The organism is Streptomyces sp. BBFR25, from assembly GCF_044590125.1.
GTDB lineage: Bacteria > Actinomycetota > Actinomycetes > Streptomycetales > Streptomycetaceae > Streptomyces > Streptomyces canus_D.
The window spans coordinates 5,232,374-5,247,204 of sequence record NZ_CP172447.1 but is presented as its reverse complement, the minus strand read 5'-3'; the positions used below and the strand labels follow the sequence as shown (position 1 = coordinate 5,247,204).

The window sequence follows — 14,831 nt, the reverse complement described above, 5'->3', positions numbered from 1 at the left end:
GGCCGGACCCGCCCGCTCCGCACCTGGGCTCCGCCCACCCGTTCGAGTGACATGCGGGCGACCGCCGTACCCCGGCCCGTGGCGGACCGTAGCCTCGCTCCGCCAGGGCGCAGCGGGGGCGCGTGCGCACCGGGGAGGGAACATGACGACGACCGGCACACCGACAGGGCCGCGGTACGTGTGGGGCCGCCGCGGCCGGCACCGCCGTCCCCGCCCCCGCAAGGTGCTGCTGGCCGCCGGGGGCCTCGCCCTGGCGGCGGGCGCCCTGAGCGTCGTACGCCTGCTGCCCGAGCCCGGCGGCGGCTTCGGCGCCGAGGCGGGGCCGCGCGTGGAGGGCGGCGGCCGGGAGACGGCCTCGGACCGGGCGTCGGCGCCCGCCGCCGCGGCCACCGACGGAGGACCGTCCGGGGCGAGCCCTTCGGCGACATCCGCCATGGGCGGCCTGAACGGCTCTCCCGGACCGGGCCTCATACCCCCCGGTCTCGGGCCCGACCCGTCGCCGAGCGGTCCCGCGGTCCCCCTCCCCACCGCCACGACCGGCCCGGACACACCCGACGACGGTGGCCCCGGAGACGGGGGACGGGAGCGGGAGAGGCGAGGAGGGGAACAGCCGGAGGACACAGGCGACCGGGCCCCGGCCCCGGCCCCGGGGACACCGCGGCCGTCGCGGTCCGACCGCCCCGCACCGTCCCCCGCGCCGACCCCGCCACCGGACCGCGGCACACCACCGACGTCCGGTCCGGAGCCGGAACCCGACGATCCCGGCCTGTGTGTGCCGGTCATCGGCCTCTGCGTGGACCTGCTCGGCGACTGAGCGGCTGACGGACGGACGACGAACGACGGCCTCGGCCGCGACGCCCGCTGCCTACGGCTCCCCGCCGCCGTCCCGGCGTGTGAGCAGCCACGGCTCGACCACGCCGAGGCCGCGCACCGGACGCTGCCACATCGGCTGGAGCGCGAAGCGGTACACCGGCGGCTCCTCGCCCTCCTTCTCCGCGGTGGCGGCCTCCTCGGCCGCCGCGGCCTCCGAGGCGGGGGCGTCCCGGGTGCGGATCAGCTCCTCCGCGAATGCGGTGTCGACGAGGACGGCGTCCTTGGGGGCTATCGAGGTGAGCCGGGAGGCCAGGTTGACGGTCGTACCGAAGACGTCGCCCATCCGGGTGGTGACCGTGCCGAAGGCGATGCCGACGCGCAGTTCCGGCATGGTCTCGTCGTTGGCCATCGTCTCGATGAGCCGCAGGGCGATCTCGGCCGCCGTACCGGCGTCGTCGGCGGCGTAGAGCACCTCGTCGCCGAGGGTCTTGACCAGCCGTCCGCCGCGCGCGGCCACCAGGTCGGCGGAGGTGGTCTCGAAGGCCTCGACCAGCTCGCCGAGCTCCTCCTCCTCCATCCGCCGGGTCAGCCGCGTGAACCCGACCAGGTCCGCGAAGCCCACCGCGAGCCGCCGGTCCACCATCTCCTCGTCGTCCCCGGCCTGGATGACCCGGCCGGCCGAGGCGGCGAGCTGGCGCCGCCAGACGTAGACGAGGAACTCCTGCAGCTCGGGAAGGAGCAGCTCGACGATCGGGTACGTCACCTCGGTGCGCGTCATCCCGGGCTCGGGGGGCTCGGTCAGGCCCTCCAGGAAGGAGTCGATCTGCCACTCGGCCAACCGGGCGGTGGTCTGCCCCGTGGACCGGGCGACCTGCACGGCCATGGCCTCGCTGAGCAGCCCCGCCTCCACCAGGCCGGCCAGGCGCCGCAGGGCCAGGACGTCGGCCTCGGTGAGCGCCTTGGCCTGGCCGATGTCGGCGAAGCCCATGGCCCGCCAGAACCGGGAGGCCAGTTCCATGGAGACGCCCGCGCTGCGGGCGGCCTGGAAGGGGGTGTAGCGGCGCTCGGCGCCCAGGATGAGCCCTTCGAGGCGCAGCGCGAGCGGGTCATCCCCGGGGTCGGCGGAGTCCGGGGCGGGCTCGGGGTCCACCCGGCCGTCCCCGTCCGCGCCGGAGCCGGTGTCGTCGACGGTCACGCCTGCTGCCTTTCCGATCTGCCGCGGTCAGGTTCGACCGGCCCCAACTTTACGTCAGGTGTGCCCCAGCTCACTCCCGTGCGTCCCGTACTCCGAGGGTGCCCCGGGGCCGCGCTCACGCCAACCGCAGGTGCACGATGTCCCCGGCCCCCACCGGCTCCTGCACGCCCGCCTCCGTCGCCAGCACCAGCCGCCCGTCGCCGTCCACGGCCACCGCCTCCCCCACGAGCGACCGGTCCCCCGGAAGCTCCGCCCGCACCATGCGCCCGAGCGTCGCGCAGCCCGCCGCGTACGTCTCCTGCAGCCCGCTGGCCGCCGGGTCGCCCCCGGCCTCGCGCCAGCGCCCGTACCAGTCCTCCAGCGACCGCAGCACCCCGCGCAGCAGCGGGTCCCGGTCGGTGTTCACGGCACCGGCCAGCGCCAGCGACCCGGCCCGCGCGACCGGCAGTTCGTCGGCGCGGAGCGAGACGTTGATGCCGACGCCGACGACGACGCCGTCGTCCCCGGCCCGCTCGACGAGGATGCCGCCGGCCTTGCGCTCCTCGTCGCCGACGGTCACCAGCAGGTCGTTGGGCCACTTCAGGGCGGTGTCGACGCCCGCGACACGGGACAGCCCGGTCGCCACGGCGACGCCGGTGAGCAGCGGCAGCCAGCCCCAGCGGGTCACGGGGATCTCGGCGGGCCGCAGCAGTACGGAGAAGAACAGCCCGGAGCGGGCGGGTGCCGTCCACTGCCGGTCGAGCCGCCCCCGTGCGGCGCTCTGCTCCTCGGCGACGAGGACGACACCCTCCGCCAGGTCCTCCTCCGCGGCCCGGGCCACGAGGTCGGAGTTGGTGGACCCGGTGCGCTGCACGACGTCGACCCGCCGCCACAGGCCGCCGTCGCGCACCAGTCCCCGGCGCAGGGCGGTGCTGCTGAGGGGCGGCCGGTCCAGGTCGGACCACCTGCCGCGCGGGGAGTCCGGGGAGTCGGAGGAATCTCGGGGCGTCATGCAACCCACCCTAGGTGTGGGAAACACCGCACTGCCGAACGGAAGGCCCCCTACTACTCTACGAACGAGTAACCGTCCCCCCTTTTGAGCAGGCAGGGAGCCGCATCCCGATGTCCGAGCCGGAAGAGCAGCAGCCCGACATCCACACGACCGCGGGCAAGCTCGCGGATCTCAGGCGCCGTATCGAGGAAGCGACGCACGCCGGTTCCGCACGCGCCGTCGAGAAACAGCACGCCAAGGGCAAGCTGACGGCTCGTGAACGCATCGACCTCCTGCTCGACGAGGGCTCCTTCGTCGAGCTGGACGAGTTCGCCCGGCACCGCTCCACCAACTTCGGCCTCGACGCCAACCGCCCCTACGGCGACGGCGTCGTCACCGGCTACGGCACCGTCGACGGCCGCCCGGTCGCCGTCTTCTCCCAGGACTTCACCGTCTTCGGCGGCGCGCTGGGCGAGGTCTACGGCCAGAAGATCGTCAAGGTGATGGACTTCGCGCTGAAGACCGGCTGCCCGGTCATCGGCATCAACGACTCCGGCGGCGCCCGCATCCAGGAGGGCGTGGCCTCGCTGGGCGCGTACGGCGAGATCTTCCGCCGCAACACCCACGCCTCCGGCGTCATCCCGCAGATCAGCCTGGTCGTCGGCCCGTGCGCGGGCGGCGCGGTGTACTCCCCCGCGATCACCGACTTCACGGTGATGGTCGACCAGACCAGCCACATGTTCATCACCGGACCCGACGTCATCAAGACCGTCACCGGCGAGGACGTCGGCTTCGAGGAGCTGGGCGGCGCCCGCACCCACAACTCCACCTCGGGCGTGGCCCACCACATGGCGGGCGACGAGAAGGACGCGGTCGAGTACGTCAAGCAGCTCCTGTCGTACCTGCCGTCCAACAACCTCTCCGAGCCCCCCGCCTTCCCGGAGGAGGCGGACCTCGCGGTCACGGACGAGGACGCCGAGCTGGACACGATCGTCCCGGACTCGGCGAACCAGCCCTACGACATGCACGCGGTCATCGAACACGTCCTGGACGACGCCGAGTTCTTCGAGACCCAGCCGCTGTACGCGCCGAACATCCTCACCGGCTTCGGCCGCGTCGAGGGCCGCCCGGTGGGCATCGTCGCCAACCAGCCGATGCAGTTCGCCGGGTGCCTGGACATCACCGCCTCCGAGAAGGCGGCCCGGTTCGTGCGCACCTGCGACGCCTTCAACGTCCCCGTCCTCACCTTCGTGGACGTCCCCGGCTTCCTGCCGGGCGTGGACCAGGAGCACGACGGCATCATCCGGCGCGGCGCCAAGCTGATCTTCGCCTACGCCGAGGCCACCGTCCCGCTGATCACGGTCATCACCCGCAAGGCCTTCGGCGGCGCCTACGACGTCATGGGCTCCAAGCACCTGGGTGCCGACCTCAACCTGGCCTGGCCCACCGCCCAGATCGCCGTCATGGGCGCCCAGGGCGCGGTCAACATCCTGCACCGCCGCACCATCGCCGAGGCCGGTGACGACGCCGAGGCCACCCGCGCCCGCCTGATCCAGGAGTACGAGGACGCCCTCCTCAACCCCTACACGGCGGCCGAACGCGGCTACGTCGACGCGGTGATCATGCCGTCCGACACCCGCCGCCACATCGTCCGCGGCCTGCGCCAGCTGCGCACCAAGCGGGAGAGCCTCCCCCCGAAGAAGCACGGCAACATCCCCCTGTAAGGAGCCGCTGTGACCATCAAGGTCGTACGGGGCAACCCCACCCCGGAAGAACTGGCCGCCGCCCTGACGGTGGTCAGGGCCCGCGCCGCGGCGACGGAGGCGGAGCCGCCCGCCACCGCGCTCCCGCGCGACGCCTGGTCCGACCCGTCCCGCATCGCGACCCACCACATGCCCCACCCGGGCCCGACGGCATGGGGCCGCACCTACTGGCCAAGCTGAGGACGGATGCCCAGGGGCGCGGGGCTGCGTCGATTTGCGGCTCCGCCGCGTGGGCGCACAGAAGAGGAACGCCGCGCCCCGATTTAAGTACCCGTACTCAAGTCACCCCCCACCGCCAAGCCGCACGCTAGTGACATGCTGTGGTCCGACCCCGACAACGAGCCGCCCGAGGAACTGCGCGACACGCAGGACATGCTGCGGCGGCTGAGCGTCTTCCTGGCCCTGGCCATGGTCCTCGCGATGATCGTGCTCGGTCTGGGGTGAACCGCCCCGCCCCGGGTGGCTAATGTGAGCCCATGACTGCTGCTCAGCCCCGCCGCCGACTCGTTCTCGCCTCCCAGTCCCCGGCCCGGCTCGGCCTGCTGCGCCAGGCCGGACTGGCCCCGGAGGTGCTGGTGAGCGGCGTCGACGAGGAGGCCGTCACCGCCCCCACCCCTGCCGAGCTGGCGCTCGCCCTGGCCGAGGCCAAGGCGTCCGTGGTGGCCGCGAAGCCGGAGGTGCACGGCGCCCTGGTGATCGGCTGCGACTCGGTGCTCGACCTGGACGGCCGGGCGCTCGGCAAGCCCGCGGACGCCGAGGAGGCCACCGCCCGCTGGAAGGCGATGCGCGGCCGGGCGGGCACGCTGCAGACCGGCCACTGCGTCTGGGACACCGCCTCCGGCCGCCACGTCTCGGCGACCGCGTCCACGGTCGTCCGCTTCGGCGAGCCGACCGACGCCGAGATCGCCGCCTACGTGGCCTCCGGGGAGCCCCTGTACGTCGCCGGGGCGTTCACCCTGGACGGCCGCTCGGCCCCGTTCATCGACGGCATCGAGGGCGACCACGGGAACGTCATCGGCCTCAGCCTGCCCCTGCTGCGGCGGCTCCTCGCCGACCTCGGCACCGGAATCACGGAGTTGTGGGCGCCGGCGGAGGGCTGACCGGCGAGCCGTCGCCGCCCTGACCGTCCTCGGGCCGCTGCCCGGCGGCCACGGGCGCCTCCCGGGCGTCGTACGTCATCAGCAGCAGCACGATCAGAGCCAGTACGACGATCATGAAGGCGAAGGCGCCGGGCCCCACCAGCCCCCAGGTGAAGGCGCCGAGCAGCCCGTGCACCACCGCGGCGCTGATCAGCAGGACCCGCCCGAGCCCCGCGGGCGCGCGGTCGCGCAGCGCCACGAGCAGGGCGACCAGGGCGCACAGCGCGAAGTACAGCCCGAAGACGACCCCGCCGATCTTCGAGGAGAGGGACATCAGGTCCGGGTCGAGACCGGCCAGGGACATGTCCTGCCGGTCGACGACGATCGCCAGGAACCAGTTCAGCGCCGCGACGCCGACCGCCTCCACGAACAGCACGACCGCCACGGCCCACGCCACCGGCCTGCGCACTGACACCGGTCCCCACCCACCTTCGACCGCTGTCGCACAGGACAGCTGTTACCCCAAGTACGTTCGAGACCAGAGGAACGCTACTAACGGGTAAACCTCGCCACAAGGGTTCCGGCACGAGCAAAGAATCATTGGGCCATTAGTAGGGACTCCACAAAGAAACCGAGTGGCCCGCAGCACGCCCTTACAGAGACCTTGACCACATCGGGGGGCTAGGGTTTCCCCCAGGAGTCCTGCGTAGCGCGGTACTACAAGGGCTTTCGCGGGTCGAGCGGGCCTCGAATCACGCTCCGTGTGGGCAAGCTCACCATTGGGGACGGGTCGAAGTGCCGTGTCGGCAGTCCCTAAACTCGGCTTGTTTCAAGGAGGGAGCCTCAATCGTGCGCAAGGTGCTCATCGCCAATCGTGGCGAAATCGCTGTCCGCGTGGCCCGGGCCTGCCGGGACGCCGGGATCGCGAGCGTGGCCGTCTACGCGGACCCGGACCGGGACGCATTGCATGTCCGCGCCGCTGATGAGGCGTTCGCCCTGGGTGGTGACACCCCCGCGACCAGCTATCTGGACATCGAGAAGGTCCTGAAAGCCGCGCGCGAGTCGGGCGCGGACGCGATTCACCCCGGCTACGGATTCCTCTCCGAGAACGCGGAGTTCGCGCAGGCGGTCCTGGACGCCGGTCTGACCTGGATCGGCCCGCCGCCGCACGCCATCCGCGACCTGGGCGACAAGGTCGCCGCCCGGCACATCGCCCAGCGGGCCGGTGCCCCCCTGGTCGCCGGGACCCCCGACCCGGTCTCCGGTGCGGACGAGGTCGTCGCCTTCGCCAAGGAGCACGGCCTGCCGATCGCGATCAAGGCCGCCTTCGGCGGCGGCGGCCGCGGACTCAAGGTCGCCCGCACCCTGGAGGAGGTCCCCGAGCTGTACGACTCCGCCGTCCGCGAGGCGGTGGCCGCCTTCGGGCGCGGCGAGTGCTTCGTCGAGCGCTACCTCGACAAGCCCCGCCACGTGGAGACCCAGTGCCTGGCCGACACCCACGGCAACGTGGTCGTCGTCTCCACCCGCGACTGCTCGCTCCAGCGCCGCCACCAGAAGCTGGTCGAGGAGGCCCCGGCGCCCTTCCTCTCCGAAGCCCAGCTGGCGGAGCTGTACTCGTCCTCCAAGGCGATCCTGAAGGAAGCCGGTTACGTCGGCGCGGGCACCGTGGAGTTCCTCGTCGGCATGGACGGCACGATCTCCTTCCTGGAGGTCAACACCCGCCTCCAGGTCGAGCACCCGGTCACCGAGGAAGTCGCCGGCATCGACCTGGTCCGCGAGATGTTCCGCATCGCCGACGGCGAGGAACTCGGCTACGACGATCCCGCCCTGCGGGGCCACTCCTTCGAGTTCCGCATCAACGGCGAGGACCCCGGCCGCGGTTTCCTGCCCGCCCCCGGCACCGTCACCCGCTTCGAAGGCCCCGCCGGTCCGGGCGTGCGTCTGGACGCGGGCGTCGAGTCCGGCTCCGTGATCGGCCCGGCCTGGGACTCGCTCCTGGCGAAGCTGATCGTCACCGGCCGCACCCGCAAGGAAGCCCTGGAGCGCGCCGCCCGCGCCCTGGACGAGTTCACGGTCGAGGGCATGGCCACCGCCATCCCGTTCCACCGCACGGTGGTCCGCGACCCGGCCTTCGCTCCCGAACTCACCGGCTCCACCGACCCGTTCACGGTCCACACCCGCTGGATCGAGACGGAGTTCGTCAACGAGATCAAGCCCTTCACCGCCCCCGCGGACGCCGAGGCGGACGAGGAGAGCGGCCGTGAGACGGTCGTCGTCGAGGTCGGCGGCAAGCGCCTGGAGGTCTCCCTCCCCTCCTCGCTCGGCATGTCGCTGGCCCGCACCGGCCTGGCGGCGGGCGCCCGTCCCAAGCGCCGCGCGGCGAAGAAGTCCGGCCCCGCGGCCTCCGGCGACACCCTCGCCTCTCCCATGCAGGGCACGATCGTGAAGATCGCCGTCGAGGAGGGCCAGGAGGTCCAGGAGGGCGACCTCATCGTCGTCCTGGAGGCGATGAAGATGGAACAGCCCCTCAACGCCCACAAGTCCGGCACCATCAAGGGCCTGGGCGCCGAGATCGGCGCGTCCATCACGTCGGGCGCCGCGATCTGCGAGATCAAGGACTGAGGGCACCCGCACCACACGACAGGGGCGCCCGGCGGACCATTTCACACGGTCCGCCGGGCGCCCCTGTCACTGCCCGACGGGACCGCGCGACGCCTACCGGCGACGCAGGTCGGCGACGCGCGCCCGCTCCGCCCCGCCGCTCTGCTCGCCCAGGGCGGCGGCCGAACGCAGCCCCGCACCCGGAACCTGCCGGCGCGGCCCCGGAAGCGGCACGTCCCGGCGCTGCTGACGCGCTACGGATTCACCGCCCGAGGCCCCCGGTGCCCCGGTGTCGGTCGCCGTACCACCCCCCGACGCCCCGGCCACGGCGATCTGCACGCCCTGGTCGGCCAGGGCCTGCAGCTCGGTGGCGGCGCGGTCGTCGTGGCCCGGCGACTCGTCGGTGACCAGACGGGTGATGACGTCGGTGGGCACGGTCTGGAACATGGTGTCCGTACCCAGCTTGGTGTGGTCGGCGAGGACGACGACCTCGGCGGCGGCCTGGACCAGCGCCCGGTCGACGGAGGCCGACAGCATGTTGGAGGTGGACAGCCCCCGCTCGGCGGTCAGCCCGCTCCCGGACAGGAAGGCCTTGGAGACCCGCAGCCCCTGGAGGGACTGCTCGGCCCCCGAGCCCACCAGGGCGTAGTTGGACCCCCTGAGCGTGCCTCCGGTCATCACCACCTCGACCCGGTTGGCGTGGGCGAGGGCCTGGGCGACCAGCAGCGAATTGGTGACGACGGTCAGCCCGGGCACCCGCGCGAGCCGGCGGGCCAGCTCCTGCGTCGTCGTACCCGCCCCCACCACGATGGCTTCGCCCTCTTCGACGAGGCCCGCGGCGAGATCGGCGATGGCCGTCTTCTCGGCGGTCGCGAGATGGGATTTCTGCGGAAAGCCGGACTCTCGCGTGAACCCGCCCGGCAGTACCGCACCGCCGTGCCGGCGGTCGAGGAGTCCTTCTGCCTCCAGTGCGCGCACGTCCCGCCGTACGGTCACTTCGGAGGTCTGGACGACGCGGGCGAGCTCACGGAGCGACACGGCCCCGTTCGCTCGCACCATTTCGAGGATCAATTGGCGACGTTCTGCAGCGAACACGAAACTGACAGTAACCCCAACGACCGTCTGCTTTCAGCAGTATGCGCCGAATAACAGAAGTTGTTCGCATGCCACCACCGGAAGTGGTATACGGGCCTACCCCGGCCGCCTATGCCGCGCGCAAGCGCCGCAACTCCCCGTGACCAGCGGGGAGTCGTTTCCAGCCGCGCCCGCCCGGCTACTGCTCTCCGCCGGCCTTCCGGGTGTGCAACTGCCGCGCCACCTCCGCGATCGACCCCGAGAGCGAGGGATACACGGTGAAGGCGTTGGCGATCTGTTCGACCGTCAGGTTGTTGTCGACGGCGATCGAGATGGGGTGAATCAGCTCCGAAGCACGCGGCGCCACGACAACGCCACCCACCACGATCTCGGTACCCGGCCGGCAGAAGATCTTGACGAAGCCGTCCCGGATGCCCTGCATCTTGGCGCGCGGGTTGCGCAGCAGCGGCAGCTTCACCACGCGGGCATCGATCTTGCCCGCGTCCACGTCGGCCTGCGAGTACCCGACGGTGGCGATCTCGGGGTCGGTGAAGACGTTGGCGGACACGGTCTTCAAGTTCAGCGGGGTCACGGCGTCCCCGAGGAAGTGGTACATGGCGATCCGCCCCTGCATCGCCGCCACCGAGGCCAGCGCGAAGACACCGGTGACGTCACCGGCGGCGTACACACCGGGCGCCGAGGTCCGCGAGACCCGGTCGGTCTTGATGTGCCCGGAGTCCTTGAGCCGGACTCCCGCCTCCTCCAGCCCCATCCCCTCCGTGTTGGGAATGGCACCGACGGCCATCAGACAGTGCGACCCGCCGATGACCCGCCCGTCCGACAGCGTCACCTCGACCCGGTCCCCCACCCGCTTGACGGACTGGGCCCGCGACCGCGACATGACGTTCATCCCACGCCGCCGGAAGACGTCCTCCAGCACGGCCGCCGCGTCCGGGTCCTCACCCGGCAGCACCCGGTCCCGCGACGACACGAGCGTGACCCGCGACCCCAGCGCCTGATAGGCCCCGGCGAACTCGGCACCGGTGACACCGGACCCGACCACGATCAGCTCTTCGGGCAGCTCCTCCAGGTCGTACACCTGGGTCCAGTTCAGGATGCGCTCGCCGTCGGGCCGCGCGTCCGGCAGCTCCCGCGGATGCCCACCCGTGGCGATGAGCACCGCATCGGCGGTCAGCGTCTCCTCGCTCCCGTCGGCGGCCCGCACCACGACCTTCCGCGAGCCGTCGAGCCCCTGCATGCCCTCCAGCCGCCCGCGCCCGCGCATGACCCGCGCACCGGCGCGCGTCACGGAGGCGGTGATGTCGTGCGACTGCGCCAGCGCGAGCCGCTTCACGCGCCGGTTGACCTTGCCCAGATCGACGCCCACCACCCGGGCGGCCTGCTCCATGGGCGGGGTGTCGTCGGCGACGATGATCCCCAGCTCCTCATAGGAGGAATCGAAGGTGGTCATCACCTCAGCCGTGGCGATGAGGGTCTTGGACGGCACGCAGTCGGTCAGCACCGACGCCCCGCCCAGACCGTCGCAGTCGACGACGGTCACCTCCGCGCCGAGCTGAGCGGCCACCAGCGCCGCTTCGTATCCGCCGGGTCCGCCACCAATGATCACGATCCGAGTCACGTACCCCATTGTCCCGCACCCTTCAACGAGAGGCCGCCCGGGGCCGCCACCGTTACGACAGCGATGCCCGACACCCCTGCCGTACCCTTCCCCTCATGTCGCTCTACGCCGCTTACGCCGGCAACCTCGACGCGCGGCTGATGACCCGCCGCGCCCCGCACTCGCCGCTGCGCGCCACCGGCTGGCTGAACGGGTGGCGACTGACCTTCGGGGGCGAGCACATGGGCTGGGAGGGTGCACTGGCGACGCTCGTGGAGGACCCGATCTCCCAGGTCTTCGTGGCCCTCTACGACATCGCCCCCATGGACGAGGACTCCATGGACCGCTGGGAGGGCGTGGGCCTGGACATCTACCGCCGCACCCGGGTCCGCGCGCACACCCTGGAGGGCGAGGAGGGCGCCTGGACCTACGTCCTGAACGGCTACGAGGGCGGCCTGCCCTCCGCCCGCTACCTGGGCGAGGTGGCGGACGCCGCCGAATCGGCCGGCGCCCCCCACGACTACGTGATGGAACTCCGCAAGCGCCCCTGCTGAGGACCGCCCTCGTCAAAACCTCCAACCCAAAAACCACCATCCCGTGACCTCCGCCATCTACGCGCGTAGCCACAAACCGGCTACCCTCTTCGGCGTGAACGCTTCTCTTCTTCCGGACGACATCCAGGGCGCCACCCCAGTTGACCCGAGGGCCGCCGCCGACGCCGCCGCGGCCCGCCTGCGCGAACTCACCGGCGCCGAGACCCACGACGTCGCCCTCGTGATGGGCTCCGGCTGGGCACCGGCCGTGGACGCCCTGGGCGCCCCCGACGCCGATCTCCAGGTCACCGACCTGCCGGGCTTCCCCAAGCCCGCGGTGGAGGGCCACGGCGGCAGGGTCCGCTCGTACTCCATCGGCGACAAGCGAGCGCTGGTCTTCCTGGGCCGCACCCACTACTACGAGGGCCACGGCGTGGCCGCCGTCTCCCACGGCGTCCGCACCGCCGTCGCGGCCGGCGCCAAGACGATCATCCTGACCAACGGCTGCGGCGGCCTGCGCGAGGGCATGCGCCCCGGCCAGCCGGTCCTGATCAGCGACCACATCAACCTCACCGCCACCTCCCCCATCGTCGGCGCCAACTTCGTCGACCTCACCGACCTCTACTCCCCCCGCCTGCGCGCCCTGTGCAAGGAGGTCGACGCCACGCTGGAGGAGGGCGTCTACGCCCAGTTCCCCGGCCCGCACTACGAGACCCCGGCCGAGATCCGCATGGCCCGCGTCATCGGTGCGGACCTGGTGGGCATGTCGACGGTCCTGGAGGCGATCGCGGCCCGCGAGGCCGGGGCGGAGGTGCTGGGCATCTCCCTGGTCACCAACCTCGCCGCCGGCATGACGGGCGAGCCCCTCAACCACGAGGAGGTCCTCCAGGCAGGCCGCGACTCCGCCGCCCGCATGGGCAAGCTCCTGACGCAGGTACTGGGCCGGCTGTAACAGCGCTCACTGTCCCGGCGTCGTCCGGTTCCCCCGCGGGGGGGGCGCCATGGCCCGGCGTTCCCTTCGCACCCGGCGCGGGTGTGGGCGCAGGGGGGTGGGGACGCGGCCCGGCGTAGCGGGGTGCCTCCCCCACTCTCGGCTTCGCTCGAGCGGGAGGTGCCCCCACCGCCCACCCGTGCCGCCTGGGGGTACCTCCCAGGCCGTTCAGGCACTGGGGGAGGCACGACTGCCCGCAGCTAGGGCGGGGGCGACGGCCCGCAGCGGGGACGGGAAGCGACGGGCCGCAGTTAGGTAGGTACGGCGAGAAGGGGACGTGTCGGGGGGTGTCCGCCCGCAGCGGTTGGCGCGTCAACGCCCCGAGCCTCTGTAAGTGACCGATTCCGCGCCGTTCCGAGGACGGACACCCCCCGGCGCGGCCCCGACCCACAGACAACGCACCGCGCAACGCGCACCCCCACCCACCCCGCACAGGCGCCGCAGGCACCCGCACCCGCACCACACACCACCCGACACCGAGAGGCTGACCGACGTGCAAGACGTGCAAGACGACCTCCTCGCACGAGCCAAGGCATGGCTGGCCGAGGACCCCGACGCGGACACCCGCGCGGAACTCGCCCGCCTCATCGAGGCCGAGGACCACGCCGAGCTCACCGCACCCTTCTCCGGCACCCTCCAGTTCGGCACCGCGGGCCTGCGCGGCGAACTCGGCGCCGGCCCGATGCGCATGAACCGCTCGGTCGTCATCCGCGCCGCCGCCGGCCTCGCCGCGTACCTCAAGAAGCAGGGAACCCCCCACGGGGACGACACGGCCGGCCTGGTCGTCATCGGCTACGACGCCCGCCACAAGTCCGCGGACTTCGCCCGCGACACCGCCGCCGTGATGACCGGCGCGGGCCTCCGGGCAGCCGTACTCCCCCGCCCCCTCCCCACCCCCGTCCTCGCCTTCGCGATCCGCCACCTCGGCGCCGTCGCCGGAGTGGAGGTCACCGCCAGCCACAACCCGCCCCGCGACAACGGCTACAAGGTCTACCTCGGCGACGGCTCCCAGATCGTGCCCCCCGCCGACGCCGACATCGCCGCCGAGATCGACGCCGTACGCACCCTCCACGACGTCCCCCGCCCCGAGACCGGCTGGCAGACCCTCGGCGACGACGTCCTGGACGCCTACCTCACCCGCACGGACGCCGTCCTCGCCCCCCACTCCCCCCGCACCGCCCGCACCGTCTACACCGCGATGCACGGCGTCGGCAAGGACACCCTCCTCGCCGCCTTCGCCCGCGCAGGCTTCCCGCGGCCCACCCTCGTCACCGAGCAGGCCGACCCCGATCCGGACTTCCCCACCGTCGCCTTCCCCAACCCGGAAGAGCCCGGCGCGATGGACCTCGCCTACGCGAAGGCGAGGGAGACGACCCCCGACCTGATCATCGCCAACGACCCGGACGCGGACCGCCTGGCAGTGGCCGTACCCGACCCCACCGCCACCACCGGCTGGCGCATGCTCCGGGGCGACGAGGTCGGCACCCTCCTCGCCGCCCACCTGGTCACCCGCGGAGCGCACGGCACGTTCGCGGAGTCGATCGTCTCGTCGTCCCTCCTCGGCCGCATCGCCGCGAAGGCGAACCTCCCCCACGTCGAGACCCTGACCGGCTTCAAGTGGATCGCCCGGGCCGAGAACATCCGCTACGGCTACGAGGAGGCCCTCGGCTACTGCGTCGACCCGGACGGCGTCCGCGACAAGGACGGCATCACCGCGGCCCTCCTCATCACGGAGCTGGCGTCCACCCTGAAGGAAGCCGGCCGCACCCTCCTCGACCTCCTCGACGACATCGCCGTGGAGCACGGTCTGCACGCCACCGACCAGCTCTCGGTCCGCGTGCAGGACCTCTCCCTCATCGCCGCCGCGATGCGCCGCCTGCGCGAACAGCCCCCGACGACCCTCGCGGGCCTCCCCGTCACCAAGGCGGAGGACCTCGCCCGGGGCACGGACACCCTCCCGCCCACCGACGGCCTGCGCTACACGCTGGACGGCGCCCGGGTGATCGTCCGCCCGAGCGGTACGGAGCCCAAGCTGAAGTGCTACCTGGAGGTGGTCGTCCCGGTGGCCACGCACGCCGGTCTCCCGGCCGCCCGGGCGAAGGCGACGGACCTGCTGACGGAACTCAAGCGCGACTTCGCGACGGCGGCAGGCATCTAGCGAAAAGCCGGGGGCGCCCGAAGGCACCCCCGGCCA

The 14,831-nt window shown here is 72.5% G+C and carries 14 protein-coding genes; 9 read left to right on the top strand and 5 right to left on the bottom strand.

What is annotated here, in order from left to right; translation table 11 throughout:
• Positions 1-142: 142 nt before the first annotated feature.
• Positions 143-814: a hypothetical protein gene (locus ACGH52_RS24105; RefSeq protein ID WP_399942235.1), complete on the top strand. Its 672-nt coding sequence runs from the start codon at positions 143-145 to the stop codon at positions 812-814.
• A gap of 51 nt (positions 815-865) precedes the next feature.
• Here the strand turns inward: ACGH52_RS24105 and ACGH52_RS24100 are convergent, their stop codons facing one another.
• Both ACGH52_RS24100 and ACGH52_RS24095 read right to left on the bottom strand, forming a co-directional pair.
• Positions 866-2,008, bottom strand: coding sequence for an adenylate/guanylate cyclase domain-containing protein (locus ACGH52_RS24100; RefSeq protein WP_121701136.1), 1,143 nt, complete (start codon positions 2,006-2,008; stop codon positions 866-868).
• Between the two features lie 115 nt (positions 2,009-2,123).
• Entirely contained in the window at positions 2,124-2,999 is an 876-nt protein-coding gene (locus ACGH52_RS24095) for a biotin--[acetyl-CoA-carboxylase] ligase (RefSeq protein WP_059301036.1), read from the bottom strand.
• Positions 3,000-3,109: 110 nt separating this feature from the next.
• Between ACGH52_RS24095 and ACGH52_RS24090 the strand changes: the two genes are divergently transcribed.
• From ACGH52_RS24090 to ACGH52_RS24075, 4 genes are all read left to right on the top strand, one after another.
• A complete protein-coding gene (locus ACGH52_RS24090; RefSeq protein WP_399942232.1) occupies positions 3,110-4,702 on the top strand; it encodes an acyl-CoA carboxylase subunit beta in 1,593 nt (530 codons plus the stop codon).
• Between the two features lie 9 nt (positions 4,703-4,711).
• Positions 4,712-4,921, top strand: coding sequence for an acyl-CoA carboxylase subunit epsilon (locus ACGH52_RS24085; RefSeq protein ID WP_399942229.1), 210 nt, complete (start codon positions 4,712-4,714; stop codon positions 4,919-4,921).
• Positions 4,922-5,056: 135 nt separating this feature from the next.
• Complete coding sequence (gene mmpB / locus ACGH52_RS24080; protein WP_076975983.1) at positions 5,057-5,185, top strand: morphogenic membrane protein MmpB; 129 nt, start codon at positions 5,057-5,059, stop codon at positions 5,183-5,185.
• 32 nt (positions 5,186-5,217) lie between these two features.
• Positions 5,218-5,841: a nucleoside triphosphate pyrophosphatase gene (locus tag ACGH52_RS24075; protein WP_076975982.1), complete on the top strand. Its 624-nt coding sequence runs from the start codon at positions 5,218-5,220 to the stop codon at positions 5,839-5,841.
• Here ACGH52_RS24075 and ACGH52_RS24070 read toward each other — a convergent pair.
• Positions 5,810-6,295, bottom strand: a complete 486-nt coding sequence (locus ACGH52_RS24070; RefSeq protein WP_399942224.1) for a hypothetical protein — start codon at positions 6,293-6,295, stop codon at positions 5,810-5,812. The genes ACGH52_RS24075 and ACGH52_RS24070 overlap by 32 nt on opposite strands.
• Before the next feature lie 374 nt (positions 6,296-6,669).
• On the opposite strand from ACGH52_RS24070, the gene ACGH52_RS24065 reads away from it, so the two are divergent.
• Complete coding sequence (locus ACGH52_RS24065; protein ID WP_076975980.1) at positions 6,670-8,442, top strand: biotin carboxylase N-terminal domain-containing protein; 1,773 nt, start codon at positions 6,670-6,672, stop codon at positions 8,440-8,442.
• 93 nt (positions 8,443-8,535) lie between these two features.
• Here the strand turns inward: ACGH52_RS24065 and ACGH52_RS24060 are convergent, their stop codons facing one another.
• Both ACGH52_RS24060 and ACGH52_RS24055 read right to left on the bottom strand, forming a co-directional pair.
• Positions 8,536-9,516 carry a DeoR/GlpR family DNA-binding transcription regulator gene (locus tag ACGH52_RS24060; RefSeq protein WP_076975979.1) on the bottom strand — a complete coding sequence of 327 codons (981 nt, stop codon included), beginning with the start codon at positions 9,514-9,516 and terminating at the stop codon, positions 8,536-8,538.
• Positions 9,517-9,694: 178 nt separating this feature from the next.
• Positions 9,695-11,143, bottom strand: coding sequence for an NAD(P)H-quinone dehydrogenase (locus ACGH52_RS24055; RefSeq protein WP_059301043.1), 1,449 nt, complete (start codon positions 11,141-11,143; stop codon positions 9,695-9,697).
• 86 nt (positions 11,144-11,229) lie between these two features.
• Here ACGH52_RS24055 and ACGH52_RS24050 point away from each other — a divergent pair, with 86 nt between their 5' ends.
• From ACGH52_RS24050 to ACGH52_RS24040, 3 genes are all read left to right on the top strand, one after another.
• Positions 11,230-11,667, top strand: coding sequence for a gamma-glutamylcyclotransferase (locus ACGH52_RS24050; protein ID WP_059301044.1), 438 nt, complete (start codon positions 11,230-11,232; stop codon positions 11,665-11,667).
• A 94-nt stretch (positions 11,668-11,761) separates the two neighbouring features.
• A complete protein-coding gene (locus tag ACGH52_RS24045; protein ID WP_059301045.1) occupies positions 11,762-12,598 on the top strand; it encodes a purine-nucleoside phosphorylase in 837 nt (278 codons plus the stop codon).
• Between the two features lie 541 nt (positions 12,599-13,139).
• Complete coding sequence (locus ACGH52_RS24040) at positions 13,140-14,795, top strand: phospho-sugar mutase (RefSeq protein WP_399946867.1); 1,656 nt, start codon at positions 13,140-13,142, stop codon at positions 14,793-14,795.
• The last annotated feature ends 36 nt before the right edge of the window (positions 14,796-14,831 follow it).

What these genes read in the sequence shown, in the direction of transcription:
- ACGH52_RS24105 (WP_399942235.1), top strand. Translation starts at nt 143, where the DNA reads ATGACGACGACCGGCACACCGACAGGGCCGCGGTACGTGTGGGGCCGC.
- ACGH52_RS24095 (WP_059301036.1), bottom strand. Translation starts at nt 2,999, where the DNA reads ATGACGCCCCGAGATTCCTCCGACTCCCCGGACTCCCCGCGCGGCAGG.
- ACGH52_RS24090 (WP_399942232.1), top strand. Translation starts at nt 3,110, where the DNA reads ATGTCCGAGCCGGAAGAGCAGCAGCCCGACATCCACACGACCGCGGGC.
- mmpB (WP_076975983.1), top strand. Translation starts at nt 5,057, where the DNA reads ATGCTGTGGTCCGACCCCGACAACGAGCCGCCCGAGGAACTGCGCGAC.
- ACGH52_RS24075 (WP_076975982.1), top strand. Translation starts at nt 5,218, where the DNA reads ATGACTGCTGCTCAGCCCCGCCGCCGACTCGTTCTCGCCTCCCAGTCC.
- ACGH52_RS24055 (WP_059301043.1), bottom strand. Translation starts at nt 11,143, where the DNA reads ATGGGGTACGTGACTCGGATCGTGATCATTGGTGGCGGACCCGGCGGA.
- ACGH52_RS24050 (WP_059301044.1), top strand. Translation starts at nt 11,230, where the DNA reads ATGTCGCTCTACGCCGCTTACGCCGGCAACCTCGACGCGCGGCTGATG.